Origin of the sequence: Virgibacillus necropolis (genome assembly GCF_044793635.1) — a bacterium.
Taxonomy (GTDB): domain Bacteria; phylum Bacillota; class Bacilli; order Bacillales; family Amphibacillaceae; genus Virgibacillus_F; species Virgibacillus_F necropolis_A.
On sequence record NZ_CP084992.1, the window covers coordinates 533,809 to 550,725 of the forward strand.

The window sequence follows — 16,917 nt, forward strand, 5'->3', positions numbered from 1 at the left end:
TAAACTCGAGAAATTAAAAACCCTTGCCAGTATGTACCGACAAGGGTTGTCAAATTTCGTATTAGCGATGAATTAGTTACTTAAATGCTTTAATACAAGTTTATTAATACTTGAACCATCCGCCTTACCTTTTACTTTAGGCATGACTGCACTCATTACTTTACCCATCTCTTTTTTAGATGTTGCATTAACTTCTTGAATTGTGTTCTGAACAATTTCTTCAAGTTCTTGTTCAGATAACTGTTTAGGCATATATGCTTGTAACACTTTGATTTCTACATCAAGTTTCGATACAAGATCATCACGTCCAGCAGCTTTGAATTCTTGGAGGGAATCTTTTCTTTGCTTTAACTCTCTAGATAATACAGTTAATTCATCATCCTTTGAAAGCGCATCTTTCCCTTGCTTAATCGCTTCGTTCTGTAATGACGCCTTTACCATTCTGATGACCCCAAGCTTATCTTTATCTTTATCCTTCATAGCTTGTTTCATATCTGCATTTAACTGTTCTAGTAATGTCACGCTATTGCACCCTCTTTAGAATTTACGCTTTCTAGCAGCTTCTGATTTCTTTTTACGCTTAACGCTAGGTTTTTCATAGTGTTCACGCTTGCGATATTCTTGTAGTGTACCACTTTTTGACACACTACGTTTAAAGCGACGAAGAGCATCCTCTATAGACTCGTTTTTACGAACGCGAGTTGTATTTGACATACTAATTTCCCTCCCTCCGAAGCATAAAACAGGATTATACAGGCAAGTATTCATATCACATGCCTTAAATAATTATAATATATTGTCACAAACTGGTCAACTGATTTTCGAATGCTTTTTAAAAAGTTTTGGAACTATTAATTGAAACACCGTTAATAATTGCCATTTTATGAACGGGCGCTTTTGTTCTTAATAATCTGATGAACCTTGCTTACCAGCTAGAATTTCAATTCCAGCACTAGCTCCAATTCGTGTAGCGCCAGCATCAATCATTGCTTCTGTAGTTTCCAAATCACGAACACCACCAGATGCTTTAACTCCCAAATCAGGTCCTACCGTTTCTCGCATTAATTTGATATCCTCTACTGTAGCTCCGCCACCAGAGAAACCTGTTGATGTTTTTACAAAATCAGCTCCTGCAGTTTTAGCTAGTTTACAAGCACGAGTTTTTTCATCTTCTGTAAGAAGGGATGTTTCAATAATAACTTTTGTTAAAGCATGTCCTTTTGCTGCTGAAACAACTTCTCTGATATCCTGTTCCACAAATGAATCATTGTTTGATTTCAATGCTCCAACATTTATCACCATATCTACTTCTGTTGCACCGTTATTAATTGCATTCTTTGTTTCAAATACTTTCGTTTCTGTAGTTGTTGCGCCAAGTGGAAAACCAATTACAGTACAAACTTTTACACTTGTATCTTTTAATTCATTAAAACAATGGTTTACCCAATATGGATTCACACATACAGATGCAAATTCATATTCCTTTGCTTCCTGAATAATACTGTTTATTTTTTCTTCCGTTGTATCAGGTTTTAATTGTGTATGATCAATGTATTTTGCAAGATCCTTTGTCATGATTAACGCCCTCTCTTTATAAGTTGTTCGTACCTCTTTGATTATAATAGCATTATTGTGTATAAAAATCTATTGCCTAAGGTATTTAGTAAGTTTAGAAAAGCGCAAGCGCCTTGGTCAGCCCCGACAAGTTTAAGACGAATCTCTTAGTGATGATTTTTATCACAAAGAGATTTGACTTAAAACCTCGAGGGATTAGGCGCTGGAGCTAGACAGATTAACGCCAAAGTTTTATACTTTCTTTCCTTGTTAGAAAAACTCGGCATTCGCCTCATCCTTAATAGCGAATGCGAAAGTTTTACTTATACCGGCGTTTCCTCAATACGTTTATACTTTCCTTACGTGTAAAAAAATACCCAGTGTTAACCGGGTATTAAAAACTCACACAATTTTTGAAGTGAGATCAACATCCATAATGCGTACAAATGTAGCGTCATTATATGGATATCCTGCTTTTGTAATTTTAACGCGCACAATTTTACCGATTAAATCATCTGAACCAGGGAATCTAACTTTAAGATAATTGTCAGAATATCCTACTAACATATTTGGATTTTCAGCGTCTTTTGAACGTTCCTCTGGAATAACTTCCACTACTTCATTTTCATATTCTGATGCGTACTCTTTAGCTAATTGATTTGATAAATCAATTAATTGATGTACACGTTCATTTTTGACCTCATCATTTACTTGACCCTTCATTTTAGCTGCTGGTGTACCTGTACGTTGCGAATATGGAAAAACATGTAATTCAGAGTAACCCACTTTTTTAATAAAATTATAGGTTTCCATAAATTCTTCTTCCGTTTCACCAGGAAAACCAACAATAACATCTGATGTTATCGCTAAGCCAGGTAAAGCTTTTTTAATTTTTTCGACCTTTTGAAAATAAAAGTCACTCGTATATTTTCGGCGCATACGGTCTAGTACTGTGTCAGATCCCGCTTGTAAAGGTACATGTAAATGACGTACAATTTTTTCTGATCTATCGAGGACATCAATTACTTCATCTGTAATTTGACTAGCCTCAATGGAAGAAATGCGAATTCGTTTTAGGCCTTTCACTTCTGTCTCAAGTGTTTGCAGGAGTTTCGCAAAATTATAATCCTGCATATCTTCCCCATAACCAGCTGTATGAATTCCGGTTAATACAATTTCTTTGTATCCAGCGTCAACTAAGCGCTGTGCCTGTACCACAACATCTTTTGGGTTACGGGAACGTAATAATCCACGTGACCATGGAATAATACAAAACGTACAAAAATTGTTACAACCTTCTTGGATTTTTAATGAAGCGCGGGTTCTGTCCGTAAATTCAGGGACATCCATTTCTTCGAACACACGGTTTTTCATGATGTTTTCAACACCATTAACAGGTTCGCGAGTTTCTAAATGTTCCTCGATATATCCGATCATTTTTTTACGGTTTTGCGTTCCAACTACTACATCCACACCGGGAATTTCCATAATTTCACCCGGAGATGTTTGTGCATAACATCCCGTAACACAGACGACAGCTTCTGGATTTTTCCTAACAGCACGACGAATGGTTTGCCTACTTTTTTTGTCACCTGTATTTGTTACGGTGCAAGTATTAATCACATAAACATCTGCTTGACGGTCAAAGTCCACACGCTCATAATTTTGAGCCTTAAACATGTTCCATATTCCTTCTGTTTCATAATGATTCACTTTACAACCTAATGTATGAAAGGCTACTGTTGTCATCCCTAGCACCCCAATTCTTCAAATTGATAAGAAATACAGGCCAATACGTATATTGGCGCTGTTTCAGTTCGTAATATTCTTGGTCCGAGTCGAACAGATTTAAAGCCGTTTTCTTTTAACAAAGCAACTTCATTACCCGAAAATCCACCTTCAGGACCTATACAAACAACTATTCGTTGACTCGATTTCAGCCTTGTTAGGATAGAGGCAAATGTTACAAAATGATCTGTTTTTGCCTCTTCCTCGTAAGCAAAAATTTTCACGTCATATTCATCTGTCTCTGCAATTAAGCCTTCAATATTCATTACCCGCGTAACTTGTGGAATACGATTTCGATGACTTTGTTCACTTGCTTCTTTAACAATTTTAGCGAAACGGGACATTTTTTTCGAGGCTTTTTTTTCATCCCATTTAACTACCGATCGTTCTGCTGAAAAAGGAATAAAACAGGATGCACCTAGTTCTGTCCCTTTTTGTAAGACATATTCTAATTTGTCGCCTTTTGGTAAACCTTGTGCAATTGTTACTTGTACAGGCAATTCAACAGTTTCTTGCAATCTTTCTTTAATTGAAAGTGTTACGCATTGCTGATCTATGGAAATTATTTCACCAAGAACAGCATAGCCACTCGGATGATTGCATATCATTTTATCGCCTATATCTCCGCGCATCACTCTTATTACATGATGTGAATCATCACCTGTAATTATAAGTTCATCATCTTCCCAATTACCTTCCGGGACAAAATAACGTTGCAATTGCAGCACCTACTTTTTATTTCAATACTTTCTTAGCCACAATGGAAACCCAGTCTTCCATTTCATTTACCTCAATAATAGTAAAGCCATTTTGTTGTAACTGATCTTTCACGAGGTCTTTTTTAGCCTGAATAATTCCTGAAGTGATGAACAAACCTTCTTCTTTCAGGTTATCCCAGGCCTCTTTAATAAATCGGACAATTATCTCAGCTAAAATATTGGAGACAATCAAATCTGCTTGTTTACTGACATGATCCAATAAGTTGTTCTGCTTTGTAATAATTTTTTTATCAACTTTATTCAGTTTTGCATTAAGTTTTGTGCTTTTTACCGCAATTTCGTCTAGGTCATACGCGTATACTTCTTTTGCACCAAGTAATGTAGAAGCAATGCTTAAGACACCCGAACCACACCCAACATCAATTACTTCATCATTGTTTTTTATATACCTTTCGATTCCTTGAATACTGAGCACAGTAGTGGGATGAGTTCCTGTGCCAAAGGCCATACCCGGATCTAATTCGAGCACTATTTCATCAGGTGATTTTGGTGTGTAGTCTTCCCACGTGGGTGTAATCGTTATTTTTTTAGAAATTTTAACAGGCTTATAATATTTTTTCCATGCTGTAGCCCATTCTTCTTCATTAATTTCACTTAAAGTAATTGTATTTCTACCGATGTCAATATCGTACAACAATAGGTTATTTATAGCCTGTTTTATTTCATCTACTGTTTCACCGAGAAAGCTATTTATTGGTAAATAAGCTTTAATATATACACCCTCTTCTGGGTATTCATCCTTATTAAGCTCATAAATCTCACCGAAATTATCTTCTCGCTCTGTGATTAAATCTAAAGGATCCTCAATTACTACACCACTTGCGCCAGTTTCATGAAGTATATTCGAAATCGGTTCAATTGCTTCATTTGTTGTGTGTACACAAATTTCCGACCATTTCAATTAGACCCACTCATTTCTTAAGAAACTTTATATATCGCCAAAGGTAAAATGGCGAATGTAATCGTTTTGGTTAAACTAAATTATTCGTGATAGAAAATATGTATAGGGTGTTAGAAGCTAACACCCTTATTCACCTTTAAAAGCTTTTTTGAAACGTTGAAAAAATGATCCATCCTGCTCATCGATTGATTTATTACCTTCAATATCATTAAATTCTCTCAATAATTCTTTTTGACGATCAGATAGTTTTGTAGGAGTAATCACTCGAACTTTAATATGTTGATCACCTTGACCATAACCACGAACATTTGGAGCGCCTTTACCTTTTAGTCGGAAAGTCTTTCCTGCCTGTGTTCCAGCAGGTATCTTTAACATTACTTTACCATGGACTGTTGGTACTTCCATCTCATCACCTAATGCTGCCTGAGCAAAAGTAACTGGTAAATCACAGTAGATATGATCTCCTTCACGCTCGAAAAATTCATGCTGTCTAATTTGAATAACTACATATAAGTCTCCAGCTGGGCCACCATTAACGCCAGATTCTCCTTTTCCAGGAACACGTATTTGTTGACCTACATCAATTCCGGCTGGGATAGAAATATGAATTTTTTTGTTTTTTTGTACATTACCGGTTCCACCACATGTAGCGCATTTTTCAGAAATTTCTTTACCGGTTCCATTACAGTAATGGCACACTCTCTTATTGACAACACGGCCAAATGGTGTGTTTTGCTCTGTATTTAACTGCCCAGATCCATTACAATGAGAACAGGTATTCACCTTTGTACCAGGTTTTGCACCTGATCCTGAACAGGTATCACACGTTTCTTCTTTTGGAATTGTAATATCTGTCTCTTTCCCAAAAATTGCTTCTTCAAATTCTAATGTCATTGTATATTGTAAATCGGCCCCCTGTTGAGGTGCATTAGGGTCACGACGACGTCCGCCCCCACCGAAGAACATGTCAAAAATATCTCCAAAACCTGAGAAGTCTTGTGCTCCTCCTCCAAAACCTTGGCTTTGTGGCCCTGAATGGCCAAATTGATCATACTGACCACGTTTTTGTTCGTCGCTCAATACTTCATATGCTTCTTTTGCTTCCTTAAATTTATCAGCCGAATCTGCTTCTTTATTAACATCTGGATGATATTTTCTGGCTAACTTTCTGTAAGCCTTTTTTACTTCTTCTTTTGAAGCGTCTTTTCCAACGCCAAGTACATCATAATAGTCACGCTTGCTCACTTGTAATTCACTCTCCCGACACTATTGCATAAATTTTATCATATCATTCATAAGAACCTAAAAGCAAATTGAAAAGCGGAGGCTAGTACAAATAGATAGGAATGTAAAAGTAGGGTTGCTATTTCCCTACGTTCATCAGAAATAACTATTTGTAATCGCTAGGAGCCGCAGCTAGATCAATAAGAAAAGCGCAGGCGCCTTGGTCAGCCCCGACAAGTTTAAGACGAATCTCTTAGTGATGATTTTTATCACAAAGAGATTTGACTTAAAACCTCAGGCGGGCTAGGCGCTGGAGCTAGACAGATTAACGCCAAAGTTTTATACCTTCTTTCCTTATAAGAAAAAAGCCAAAGTCAAGGAATTCCTGACTTTGACTTTTTAGATTATGCTTATTCTTTTTTCTGTTTGTCGTCTTCATTTACTTCTTCATAATCCGCATCGACAACATCTTCTTCTTGAGAACCTTCTTGCCCTTCTTGTCCCTCTTGAGCTTCTGCATCTTGTTGCATTTGCTCATATAGCTTAACTGAAAGCTGTTGGACTTGTTCCTGAAGTGCTTCTTTCTTAGCTGTAATTTCTTCTAAGTCATCAGATTCAATAGCTGTTTTTAATTCTTCTTTTGCAGCTTCTGCTTTTTCTTTCTCTTCGTCAGAAACCTTTTCACCTAAATCTTTGATCGTTTTATCAGTTGTAAAGATAAGTTGATCAGCTTCGTTACGTAATTCAACTTCCTCGCGACGTTTTTTATCGCTTTCCGCATTTTCTTCTGCTTCTTGAACCATCTTTTCTACTTCTTCATCAGATAAACCTGAAGAAGATTTAATAGTTATAGATTGTTCTTTGTTTGTACCCATGTCTTTTGCACGAACATTTACAATACCGTTAGCATCAATATCAAAGGATACTTCAATTTGTGGAACACCACGTGGTGCTGGTGGAATATCCGTTAATTGGAAACGGCCTAAAGTTTTGTTATCTGCAGCCATTTCACGTTCACCTTGTAATACGTGAATATCTGTTGCAGTTTGGTTATCTGCTGCAGTTGAGAATACTTGTGAATGACTTGTTGGTATTGTTGTATTACGTTCAATTAGTTTTGTAAACACGCTTCCCATGGTTTCGATACCTAACGATAAAGGCGTAACATCCAATAACACAACATCCTTAACGTCACCTTGTAATACTCCACCTTGAATCGCAGCACCAAGTGCAACTACTTCATCAGGGTTAACACCTCTAGATGGTTCTTTACCAGTTTCACGTTTAATTGCTTCTTGAACTGCTGGAATTCTTGTTGAACCACCTACTAAAATTACTTTGTGAATTTCACTTGAAGATAATCCAGCATCCTTTAATGCTTTACGAGTAGGAACCATTGTACGTTCTACTAAGTCTGAAGACAATTCATCAAATTTAGCACGTGTAATGTTTATTTCTAAATGTAATGGACCTGCATCTCCTGCAGTAATAAATGGTAATGAAATTTGTGTTTGAGCAACCCCTGAAAGATCTTTCTTCGCTTTTTCAGCAGCATCCTTCAAACGTTGTGTTGCCATTTTATCTTTAGATAAGTCAATTCCATTTTCTTTCTTAAATTCCGCTACCATGTGATTAATGATAACTTCATCAAAGTCGTCACCACCAAGGCGATTATCACCAGCTGTTGAAACAACTTCAAATGTGCCGTCTCCAATATCTAGAATAGAAACGTCAAATGTACCGCCACCTAGGTCATAAACTAAGATTGTTTGGTCCTGGTCACTTTTATCGATACCATACGCTAGTGCTGCAGCAGTTGGTTCGTTGATAATGCGTTCTACTTCAAGTCCAGCAATTTTACCAGCATCTTTAGTTGCCTGACGTTCCGCATCGTTGAAATAAGCTGGAACTGTAATTACAGCCTTCTCTACTTTTTCACCTAAATAATCTTCAGCATATGATTTAATGTGCTGTAAAATGATTGCGGAAACTTCCTGTGGTGAATAATCTTTATCATCAATTTTAACGCTATAGTCAGTACCCATATGACGTTTGATTGATTGAATTGTATTTGGGTTTGTGATTGCCTGTCTTTTAGCAACCTCACCTACTTGACGTTCACCATTTTTAAATGCAACAACAGATGGTGTAGTACGGTTTCCTTCTGGGTTAGGGATAACTACCGCTTCTCCACCCTCCATTACAGATACACATGAGTTTGTTGTTCCTAAGTCAATACCAATTATTTTTCCCATTGTTTATTTCCTCCTTCACTACTTTACCAAATCTTTTATTTATTTACTTTGACCATTGCTGGTCGAATCACACGGTCATTAAGTATATAACCTTTTTGCATTTCTTCCACTACTATATTTGATTCCGTTTCGTCATCTTCTGTTTGCATAACAGCATGATGTAAATTAGGATCAAATTCTTTTCCTACTGTTTCAATTTCTTCTACATTTTGAGATTTAAGTGCATCCTTCAGCATGCGATATACCATCGATATTCCCTCTACAAAACCCTCTTGGGCCTCTGATACTTCTACCTGAAGGGCACGTTCAAAGTTATCTAAAGCAGGTAGTAATTCATTTACTAAATCCTGTGATTTGTATTTATTTGCTGTTTCTCTTTCACGCAAAGTACGTTTTTTATAATTATCAAATTCAGCTTGAATTCGAAGCATTTTCTGATAGCTTTCATCTTTTTCTTGCTTTAATTGTTCCACTTCTGCTTTTAGTGTTTCCATTTCGCTTTCATCTGAACCAAGCTTTTCTTCCGGATCATTAATGTCCATTTCCTCTGGTTCACTGTTTTCTTTTATATCCTTTGTTACTGTATCATTTTTGTTTTGTTCTTCCATCACTCAACACCTCCTATGAAAAATTCACCATTTTAGACTATATCATTAAAACCTAGTGAAATAAACTATTACCTATTACATAAAGAAGTGATGGGAAAAGTCCCATCAAGGTACCCATTATAGCGAGACAATAAACTATTCATTGTTTTTATACCACATATATAATGCTTCCGTCATTTCATTAGACAATGCATGTAATAGAGTAATGACCTTTCTATACTCCATTCTTGTTGGACCAAGTAAGGCAATTGTTCCAAGCTGATCCTGTCCTAGGTGATAGGTAGCCGTTATTAAGCTACAATCCTTAATAGCATCTACTTTATTTTCATGTCCAATCGACACATTAATACCTTCTGTTGATGTTTTTAGCATATTAGCTACTTCGTCTTCCTTTTCCATCATGGAGTAAAAAGAACGAATTTTATCAACATCCTTAAATTCTGGTTGCATTAACATGTTCGTTTTTCCACCAAAGTAAAGTTTTACTGGTTGTTCACTAAAGAACGCAGATTTTAAAAAGTCATATGATCGCTCAAAATCATTCACATACATCTTCATTAGTGAAACGATTTCTGTATTTAACGTTTCATGCAAATGTATGATTGGAACACCATATAATCGATCATTTAAAATATTGACCATTTTTTCGAGGTCTGATGCATTCATTTCACCAGGGATTGTAAATGAACGGTGTTCGACATGTCCAGTATTCGTAATCAATATTGCTACAGCCGTATGGTCTGATAAAGTAACAATTTGAAGCTGCTTTAATTTTGTCTCAAATACTTCTGGACCTAAAATAATAGATGTGTAGTTCGTTAAATCAGATAGCACCTGTGCGGATTTTTGAACAATTTGTTCAAATTCAAAAATCCCATCTTGGATCACATGCTTCATGACATTGACTTCGTCCGGTATCCCTTCAGCAGATACTAAATGATCTACATAAAAACGGTAACCTTTTTCAGATGGTATTCTTCCAGACGACGAGTGTGTCTTTTGTAGGTATCCCAAATCCTCAAGATCAGCCATCACATTTCGTATAGTGGCAGAACTAAAGGAGATGCTTTCCTTTTTTGATAAAACACGCGACCCGACTGGTTGTGCTGTCTGGATGAAATCATCAATAATGACTTGTAAGATCAATAATTGTCTTTCTGTTAACATGATGATCACCTCTGTTAGCACTCTTCTTTAGTGAGTGCTAATTCTATTAATAAATTATCAAATCCTTATTTTTTTGTCAACGTAGATGGCTCAAATTTTCATCTTCTAATAAAAATTGGGCAAAAACTTCATTTCCAAACAGGATTCCTTCTGGGGTTAATGTGATCATACCCCCTTTATCATTCAGCCAGCCTTTTTCCACTAATTGGGTTATTGGTTGGCTGTAAAGTTGTTTCACTGGAACTGAAAATTTTTGTTCGAACTTTAATTTACTAACTCCCTCACGTTTGCGTAAACCTAGGAACATCTCTTCTTCTATCATTTCTTTTAACCCTATTTCTTCTGTAGTTAAAATTGGATGTCCATCCTTCATCGCTTGCTTCACATACGCAGGAAGTGGTCTAATGTTTCCAGTTCGTTTGCCCGGTAAATAGCCGTGGGCTCCAGCACCAAACCCATAATAATAGTCATTATTCCAGTATGTTAAATTATGCTTACTTTCAAACCCTGGTTTTGCGAAATTGCTAATTTCATATTGCTGAATTCCGTTTTTTTTCATTGTATCTCTTAATATTTCATACATGCGAACTTCGTCGTCTTGTGGTGGTCGATGTAACTTTCCTTTTTTATGACGTTGATAGAAAACAGTTTTTGGTTCTATTTGCAGGGAATAGGTTGAGTAATGTGGTAAATCAAATTGAACCGCCTCTTGTAATGATTTTTCAAAACCTTCCACACTTTGATTTGGTAAAGCATAAATTAAATCAATACTTATATTATAAAGCCCATGCTTTTTTAATAGATTCACTGTCTCGTACACGTCTTTAATTTTATGAAGCCTACCAATATCCTCTAGCAATTGGTTATCAAATGCTTGCACACCTAATGATACACGGTTTACTCCATAGGTTTTTAATAGTTTCGCCTTGTCTTCATCAAAGTCACCTGGATTCGCTTCAATGGTATATTCCGCGCTGGCCTCAACATCAAACTTTTCATCAATCACTCGTAATAACAACTCTAATTGATTTAAGTTAAGTGCGGTTGGTGTACCGCCACCAATGAAAATGGTTTTAACGGAATTTTTCACACCATCGACATTGGTTCTTATTTCATTGGATAGTGCTTCCATGTAGTCATCTGCCAATTTTTCGTTATAAAAGAACTTTGTAAAATCACAGTAATGACATATCTGCTGACAAAACGGGATATGTATATAAACGGATTGTACCAAATGAGTTCACCCCTTAGAATCATTAAATATATTGAGACAAAAGAAAAGGGACAAACTTTTCGATGTGAATACAACGATAAAGTTCACCCTTTATTAAAAGACTATAATCAATCGTCACTTATTTTTAAAACTGCCATAAACGCTTCTTGTGGTACCTCTACTGATCCTACCATTTTCATACGCTTTTTACCTTCTTTTTGCTTCTCAAGCAACTTGCGTTTACGTGATATATCTCCACCATAACATTTAGAAAGAACATTTTTCCGCATCGCTTTAATGGTCGATCTCGCTACGATTTTATTTCCAATTGCAGCTTGTACTGGCACTTCAAATTGCTGTCGTGGTATCAAATCTTTTAATGTATCTACAATTTGTTTACCTCGTTCATATGCAAAATCCCGATGCACGATAATAGATAGTGCATCTATTGTTTCATTATTTAACAAAATATCCATCTTCACGAGATTTGATACCCTGTATCCGATTAATTCATAATCAAATGAAGCATATCCCTTTGTCTGTGATTTTAATTGGTCGAAGAAATCATACACAATCTCCGACAAAGGAATATGATAAATTACATTTACACGGATATCATCAATGTATTCCATATCTACAAATTGACCCCGTTTTTTCTGGGAAAGCTCCATTACTGTTCCAACGTAATCATTTGGAACCATGATGGTTGCTTTGACAAATGGTTCCCGGATTTCAGTGATTGATTGTTGATCCGGCAGCTCAGACGGGTTATCAATTTCAATAATTTCCTCATCAACCTTTTCCACTTCGTAGATAACACTTGGAGCGGTGGTGATTAACCCTATGTTAAATTCACGTTCTATTCTCTCTTGGATAATCTCCATGTGTAATAGCCCTAAAAACCCACAACGAAATCCAAACCCTAAAGCCTGTGATGTTTCTGCATCATATTGAAGGGAGGAATCATTTAGTTCTAAACGTTCCAATGCCTCACGAAGATCATTATACTGATTAGAATCTATTGGAAATAACCCACAGAATACCATTGGATTTAACTTACGATAACCCGGCAAAGCGGTCTCTGCTTGATTATGGCTATGTGTAATTGTATCACCAACACGTGTATCGCCAACATTTTTAATTGAAGCGGTTAGGTATCCTACATCTCCCACCGTTAATTCATCTTTTTTCAATGGTTTAGGGGAGAATACACCGACTTCATTGACCTCAAATTCTTTTCCGGTCGCCATCATTTTAACTTTATCGCCGATCTTAATAGAGCCTTCTTTTACACAAACATAAGCGATTACGCCACGATAGGCATCGTAAAGCGAGTCAAAGATAAGCGCTTGTAACGGGTTATCAACATTTCCCACTGGAGCAGGTATTGTTTCCACAATACTCTCAAGAATTTCATCAATCCCAATTCCATCCTTTGCTGATGCTAAAATTACATCGTCTGGATCGATACCAATTACATCTACTAATTCCTGCGTAACTCGGTCTGTGTCTGCATTAGGTAAATCGATTTTATTAATAACAGGGATGATTTCCAACTCATTATCTAATGCTAAATAAACATTTGCTAGTGTTTGTGCCTCTATACCTTGCGCCGCATCCACAACTAAGATAGCTCCCTCACATGCTGCAAGGCTTCGTGATACTTCGTATGTAAAATCGACATGTCCTGGTGTATCAATTAAGTGAAAAATAAATTCTTCACCAGCTTTACTTGTATAACTTAGTTGCACTGCATTTAATTTTATTGTAATTCCACGTTCTCGTTCTAAATCCATTGCATCAAGAAACTGCTCTTTCATTTCACGTTGTGTTATTGCTTTTGTATTTTCTAATATTCGATCCGCCAATGTTGACTTACCATGATCAATATGTGCGATGATCGAAAAATTACGAACGTTGCGTTGTTTTTTCACCATTAGTGATGTTCACTCCTACATTTTTTGCCACTCTCATAAATAAAGTGTTAATTTTAACGTCGTTTACTAGGATTGATTATAGCAATTGACAGTAAGACATTCAAGAACAAAAGCGGAAGCGCCTGAATAAAGGAAACACGAAGAGCGTAGCAATTAAATACGTTCGACTATGTTGAACTACTATCATAGGAAGGTGCCAAAAGGGCATTAGGCGATACATGCTTTCCGATAAAAGCGTTACGTCCTGTACGTCAAAGCTACCGTGGAAAAAATAAAACCCCTTCTCTTTTAGTAATAACTTTCATACTAAAAGAAAGGAGGATATTTAAAGATTTAGTAAAACAGCTGAACAACTTGATAAAGCAATTGGACAATTATTCCATAAAAACCTTTTACAATCCCTTCAATAAAGGATGCCATTTTTTGTGTAAAATGAACTGGAGCTTCTTTGTACTCACTACTATCAACAGTTACTTTTTCATTTACTGGAGAACCTTGAATGTCAGCTTCAGGTTGCACGTTAGGTTCTTCTTCATCAATTGTTTCTACATTAGGCAAGGTAAATTCAGTACGGTCATGCTCTACTCCAAATAGCATTCCTGATACGAAAAACAATACTAACAGTAATAATACAACAATAGATTTCATGACTATCCCTCCTTTGCCTCTGTCGAAACTTTTTCAGCATCAAAATAAAAATCACTAAATACTTCTGCTAGTGCATCTGCTGTTCGGTACAGCTCCTCTAAATTGTTGCCATACCCACCAAATTCGAATATTAATGCATTTTCGGATAAATCCTGATTATAAACACCATTGTTTCCAGGGCCTTCATTTATAATAATTCCCCTACTTAATCCAGGATATTTTTTATCTATCATAGAATTTAATTCCCTAGCAATTGTCATATTTTCCTCAAACCCAGCATTTTCTCCTCCAACTACTATTGCAATTCTAGCGAATGATTTTCCATTGATTTTTGTTGTGGTTATATCTCTTGGTTGAGCATCCCTGTGGATATCAAATACGTATTTTAAATTTTCATATGACGCAAATGCTTCTTTCACAGCATTTCTTGATACATCATAGAATTGCCAACGTTCCATATCTTTTTCATGTAATATTTTTGTAAAATCAGTGTGATCAACAACCGCTCCAATCCCATTATCTTCAAGTGATTCCGCAAACCTTTCACTTACTTTGGTTACATTAACCTCGCCATGGAAAGCTAAATCCGGGTCATCAACTTTCGGTAAATGTGGTAGGAATGACTCCCTATTATGTGTGTTATAAATAAATACCGCATTTTCTTCCAATTTGACTGGATTTTCTTCTTTATCAGTTGTTTCTTTTTCCGGTTTAGTAGGCTCTTTAACTTCTGCTTCTCTATCTTTTAATATATCATCTAGTGGTGGCGGGGATTCGATAGGCAGATTTGTATAGTTTGTTCCTTCACCTGCAACAACAATACGATTATTAAAGCCAGAAAAACCTGGCAATTCTCGTCCTAATAGACTTCTTACATCGTGTGGTTTAATGCTTGTCGTTAATTCAAATAGTGTATCTGATAGTTTTAAGAGTGTCTTCCCCTTTGGAAACGCTTCTTGAAATGCTCTATTTTCCATTCCTAGCAAATATAAGAATGTTGTACTTTCTACCTTACTCGTCCATTCTGTTAGCGTCTTTGACGAAAAACGATAGGCAGGTGCAATTGTTGTTAAAGCTCCAATAGAAACAAACAATAGCACGATACAAAGGATATACAATCCACCTTTTTTATAAAAAGGGAAGCGAGTAGGTTTATGATTGAGGTTCATTGTTCCATCCTTTCTGAAGACAGTGACATATATATAGTAAATCTATGACCTGTCTTCAGAAACTAGAACATAATCTTTCATTTATTTAGTGTTGACAGTTTTATCGTGTATAAGCAGAAAAATTTGTGACATCAACAGTTTCGTGGAGTGCCGCGTTAATTCCAGTAGCTACAACGGTTGCCATGTCCTTCATAAAACCATCTACTTCTTTCGGCGTTACCATTAAATTATGACCAATAGGTGTCAGAACCTCTCGAATCAATGATCGTTTTTCTTCTTCTGATAGATTTCCGACAATTCCTAAAAAAGTATTTCTTTTTTCTTCATCTGGTAAATCCTCTTCATTAAATTCTTTTTCACCAAATGTCATACTTGCTGGTGCTAAAGATTTTGATGGATTATCCTTTTCACGCCATTCTCTTCCAAAATGCTTTAGTAGGAAATCGATAGTGTCACTGGTAATCGTTGCTGCATCAACTACGGTGGGAACTCCAATGGCAAAAACTGGAATTCCCAATGTATCTTTACTAATTTCTTTCCGTTTATTTCCAACACCAGAACCGGGATTTATTCCTGCGTCCGAAAGCTGTATCGTCTCATTTACTCGTTCAATTGATCGTGAAGCCAGTGCATCTATTGCAATGACGAATTCCGGTTTAAATTTCTCCACAATCCCAAAAATAATATCGCTTGTTTCCATACCTGTTAATCCCATAACACCAGGTGTAACTGCAGCTACGGAACGATATCCATCTGCAACAGATTCGTGTTCAAGTTTAAATAAGTGGCTGGTTACCAACATTTTTTCTACTGCCATTGGTCCGAGAGCGTCTGGTGTTACATTCCAATTCCCTAAACCAACAATTAAACATTTTGCATTTGGTGATAGATTATTTTTTTCCAGTAATTGTTCTAATTCTTTTGCTAGTAGACCCGCAGCATTTTCTTGTCGTTTTGTATCTTGTCTTTTCACACCATCCGCATAAAGGGTAATGTATGTTCCAGGTCTTTTATCAATTATATTTGCTCCAGTTTCATCTATTTCTACATATGAGATCTTGATATCATTCTCTGTACGTTCTGTTATATTGATACCTCGCATTTGATCAGCTTGTGAATCTTCTTGTTCTACATACATATCCTTCGCTTCAATTGCTAAGTCTGTACGTACCTGAAATTCTTCATTTGATTTCGCCATGTACTCCATAACCTCCAAAATAAGTTATTTTCTTTTTCTTACTCATAGACTTCACATTTAAGGTCAAAATCATACAATTTCAGCGAATAGATAATAAAGCTATTGAAAACAGTGTCGTGCTCTGATAAAATATCATTGGTTCACATAGATATGAATCGGTGTTTTCAGGAGGTGAAATAATGGCTAATATTAAATCTGCAATTAAACGTGTTGAAGTTAATCAGAAAAAACATGACTTAAACCAGTCATATAAATCAGATATGCGCACACAAGTTAAGCGTGTTGAAAAATTAGTTAAAGCAAATGATGCTGATAACGCAAAAGCTGCTCTACAACAAGCGAACAAAAAAATTGATAAAGCAGTACAAAATGGGATTGTCCATCAAAATAATGGTAATCGCAAAAAATCACGCTTAGCGAAAATGGTTAACGAACTAAGCGCGTAAATAAATGACCAACACAAAACGATCCCACAT

Annotated in this window: 16 protein-coding genes; 1 reads left to right on the plus strand and 15 read right to left on the minus strand. The window is 36.2% G+C overall.

The features are described 5' to 3' along the window. Nucleotides 1-72: 72 nt before the first annotated feature. The 15 genes from LG329_RS02765 to gpr all read right to left on the minus strand — a co-directional run bounded on the left by LG329_RS02765 (nt 73) and on the right by gpr (nt 16,441). The gene (locus LG329_RS02765) at nt 73-522 is read right to left on the minus strand and encodes a GatB/YqeY domain-containing protein (RefSeq protein ID WP_404453057.1); all 450 of its coding nucleotides are present in this window, start codon (nt 520-522) and stop codon (nt 73-75) included. A 15-nt stretch (nt 523-537) separates the two neighbouring features. Further along, the gene (rpsU, locus tag LG329_RS02770) at nt 538-714 is read right to left on the minus strand and encodes a 30S ribosomal protein S21 (RefSeq protein WP_089062410.1); all 177 of its coding nucleotides are present in this window, start codon (nt 712-714) and stop codon (nt 538-540) included. Nucleotides 715-903: 189 nt separating this feature from the next. Then, nucleotides 904-1,575, minus strand: coding sequence for a deoxyribose-phosphate aldolase (deoC, locus tag LG329_RS02775; protein ID WP_404453058.1), 672 nt, complete (start codon nt 1,573-1,575; stop codon nt 904-906). A 381-nt stretch (nt 1,576-1,956) separates the two neighbouring features. Then, on the minus strand, nt 1,957-3,303 hold the full coding sequence (mtaB, locus tag LG329_RS02780) for a tRNA (N(6)-L-threonylcarbamoyladenosine(37)-C(2))-methylthiotransferase MtaB (RefSeq protein ID WP_404453059.1): 1,347 nt from the start codon (nt 3,301-3,303) through the stop codon (nt 1,957-1,959). A gap of 2 nt (nt 3,304-3,305) precedes the next feature. Continuing rightward, nucleotides 3,306-4,061 (minus strand): 16S rRNA (uracil(1498)-N(3))-methyltransferase, encoded by a 756-nt coding sequence (locus LG329_RS02785; protein ID WP_404453060.1) that lies wholly within the window; start codon nt 4,059-4,061, stop codon nt 3,306-3,308. A 16-nt stretch (nt 4,062-4,077) separates the two neighbouring features. Next, on the minus strand, nt 4,078-5,022 hold the full coding sequence (gene prmA / locus LG329_RS02790; RefSeq protein ID WP_404453061.1) for a 50S ribosomal protein L11 methyltransferase: 945 nt from the start codon (nt 5,020-5,022) through the stop codon (nt 4,078-4,080). A gap of 126 nt (nt 5,023-5,148) precedes the next feature. Further along, a complete protein-coding gene (gene dnaJ, locus LG329_RS02795) occupies nt 5,149-6,267 on the minus strand; it encodes a molecular chaperone DnaJ (RefSeq protein ID WP_404453062.1) in 1,119 nt (372 codons plus the stop codon). 389 nt (nt 6,268-6,656) lie between these two features. Next, complete coding sequence (dnaK, locus tag LG329_RS02800) at nt 6,657-8,501, minus strand: molecular chaperone DnaK (RefSeq protein ID WP_404453063.1); 1,845 nt, start codon at nt 8,499-8,501, stop codon at nt 6,657-6,659. A 35-nt stretch (nt 8,502-8,536) separates the two neighbouring features. Beyond that, on the minus strand, nt 8,537-9,109 hold the full coding sequence (gene grpE, locus LG329_RS02805) for a nucleotide exchange factor GrpE (protein WP_404453064.1): 573 nt from the start codon (nt 9,107-9,109) through the stop codon (nt 8,537-8,539). 135 nt (nt 9,110-9,244) lie between these two features. Further along, a complete protein-coding gene (hrcA, locus tag LG329_RS02810) occupies nt 9,245-10,276 on the minus strand; it encodes a heat-inducible transcriptional repressor HrcA (RefSeq protein ID WP_404453065.1) in 1,032 nt (343 codons plus the stop codon). A 76-nt stretch (nt 10,277-10,352) separates the two neighbouring features. Continuing rightward, nucleotides 10,353-11,510, minus strand: a complete 1,158-nt coding sequence (gene hemW, locus LG329_RS02815; protein WP_404453067.1) for a radical SAM family heme chaperone HemW — start codon at nt 11,508-11,510, stop codon at nt 10,353-10,355. Nucleotides 11,511-11,617: 107 nt separating this feature from the next. Next, complete coding sequence (gene lepA / locus LG329_RS02820) at nt 11,618-13,426, minus strand: translation elongation factor 4 (protein WP_404453069.1); 1,809 nt, start codon at nt 13,424-13,426, stop codon at nt 11,618-11,620. Nucleotides 13,427-13,759: 333 nt separating this feature from the next. Next, nucleotides 13,760-14,074, minus strand: coding sequence for a hypothetical protein (locus LG329_RS02825; RefSeq protein WP_404453071.1), 315 nt, complete (start codon nt 14,072-14,074; stop codon nt 13,760-13,762). 2 nt (nt 14,075-14,076) lie between these two features. Further along, nucleotides 14,077-15,243 (minus strand): stage II sporulation protein P, encoded by a 1,167-nt coding sequence (spoIIP, locus tag LG329_RS02830; protein ID WP_404453073.1) that lies wholly within the window; start codon nt 15,241-15,243, stop codon nt 14,077-14,079. A gap of 100 nt (nt 15,244-15,343) precedes the next feature. Continuing rightward, nucleotides 15,344-16,441 carry a GPR endopeptidase gene (gpr, locus tag LG329_RS02835; RefSeq protein ID WP_404453075.1) on the minus strand — a complete coding sequence of 366 codons (1,098 nt, stop codon included), beginning with the start codon at nt 16,439-16,441 and terminating at the stop codon, nt 15,344-15,346. A 179-nt stretch (nt 16,442-16,620) separates the two neighbouring features. On the opposite strand from gpr, the gene rpsT reads away from it, so the two are divergent. After that, nucleotides 16,621-16,887 carry a 30S ribosomal protein S20 gene (gene rpsT / locus LG329_RS02840; protein WP_404453077.1) on the plus strand — a complete coding sequence of 89 codons (267 nt, stop codon included), beginning with the start codon at nt 16,621-16,623 and terminating at the stop codon, nt 16,885-16,887. The last annotated feature ends 30 nt before the right edge of the window (nt 16,888-16,917 follow it).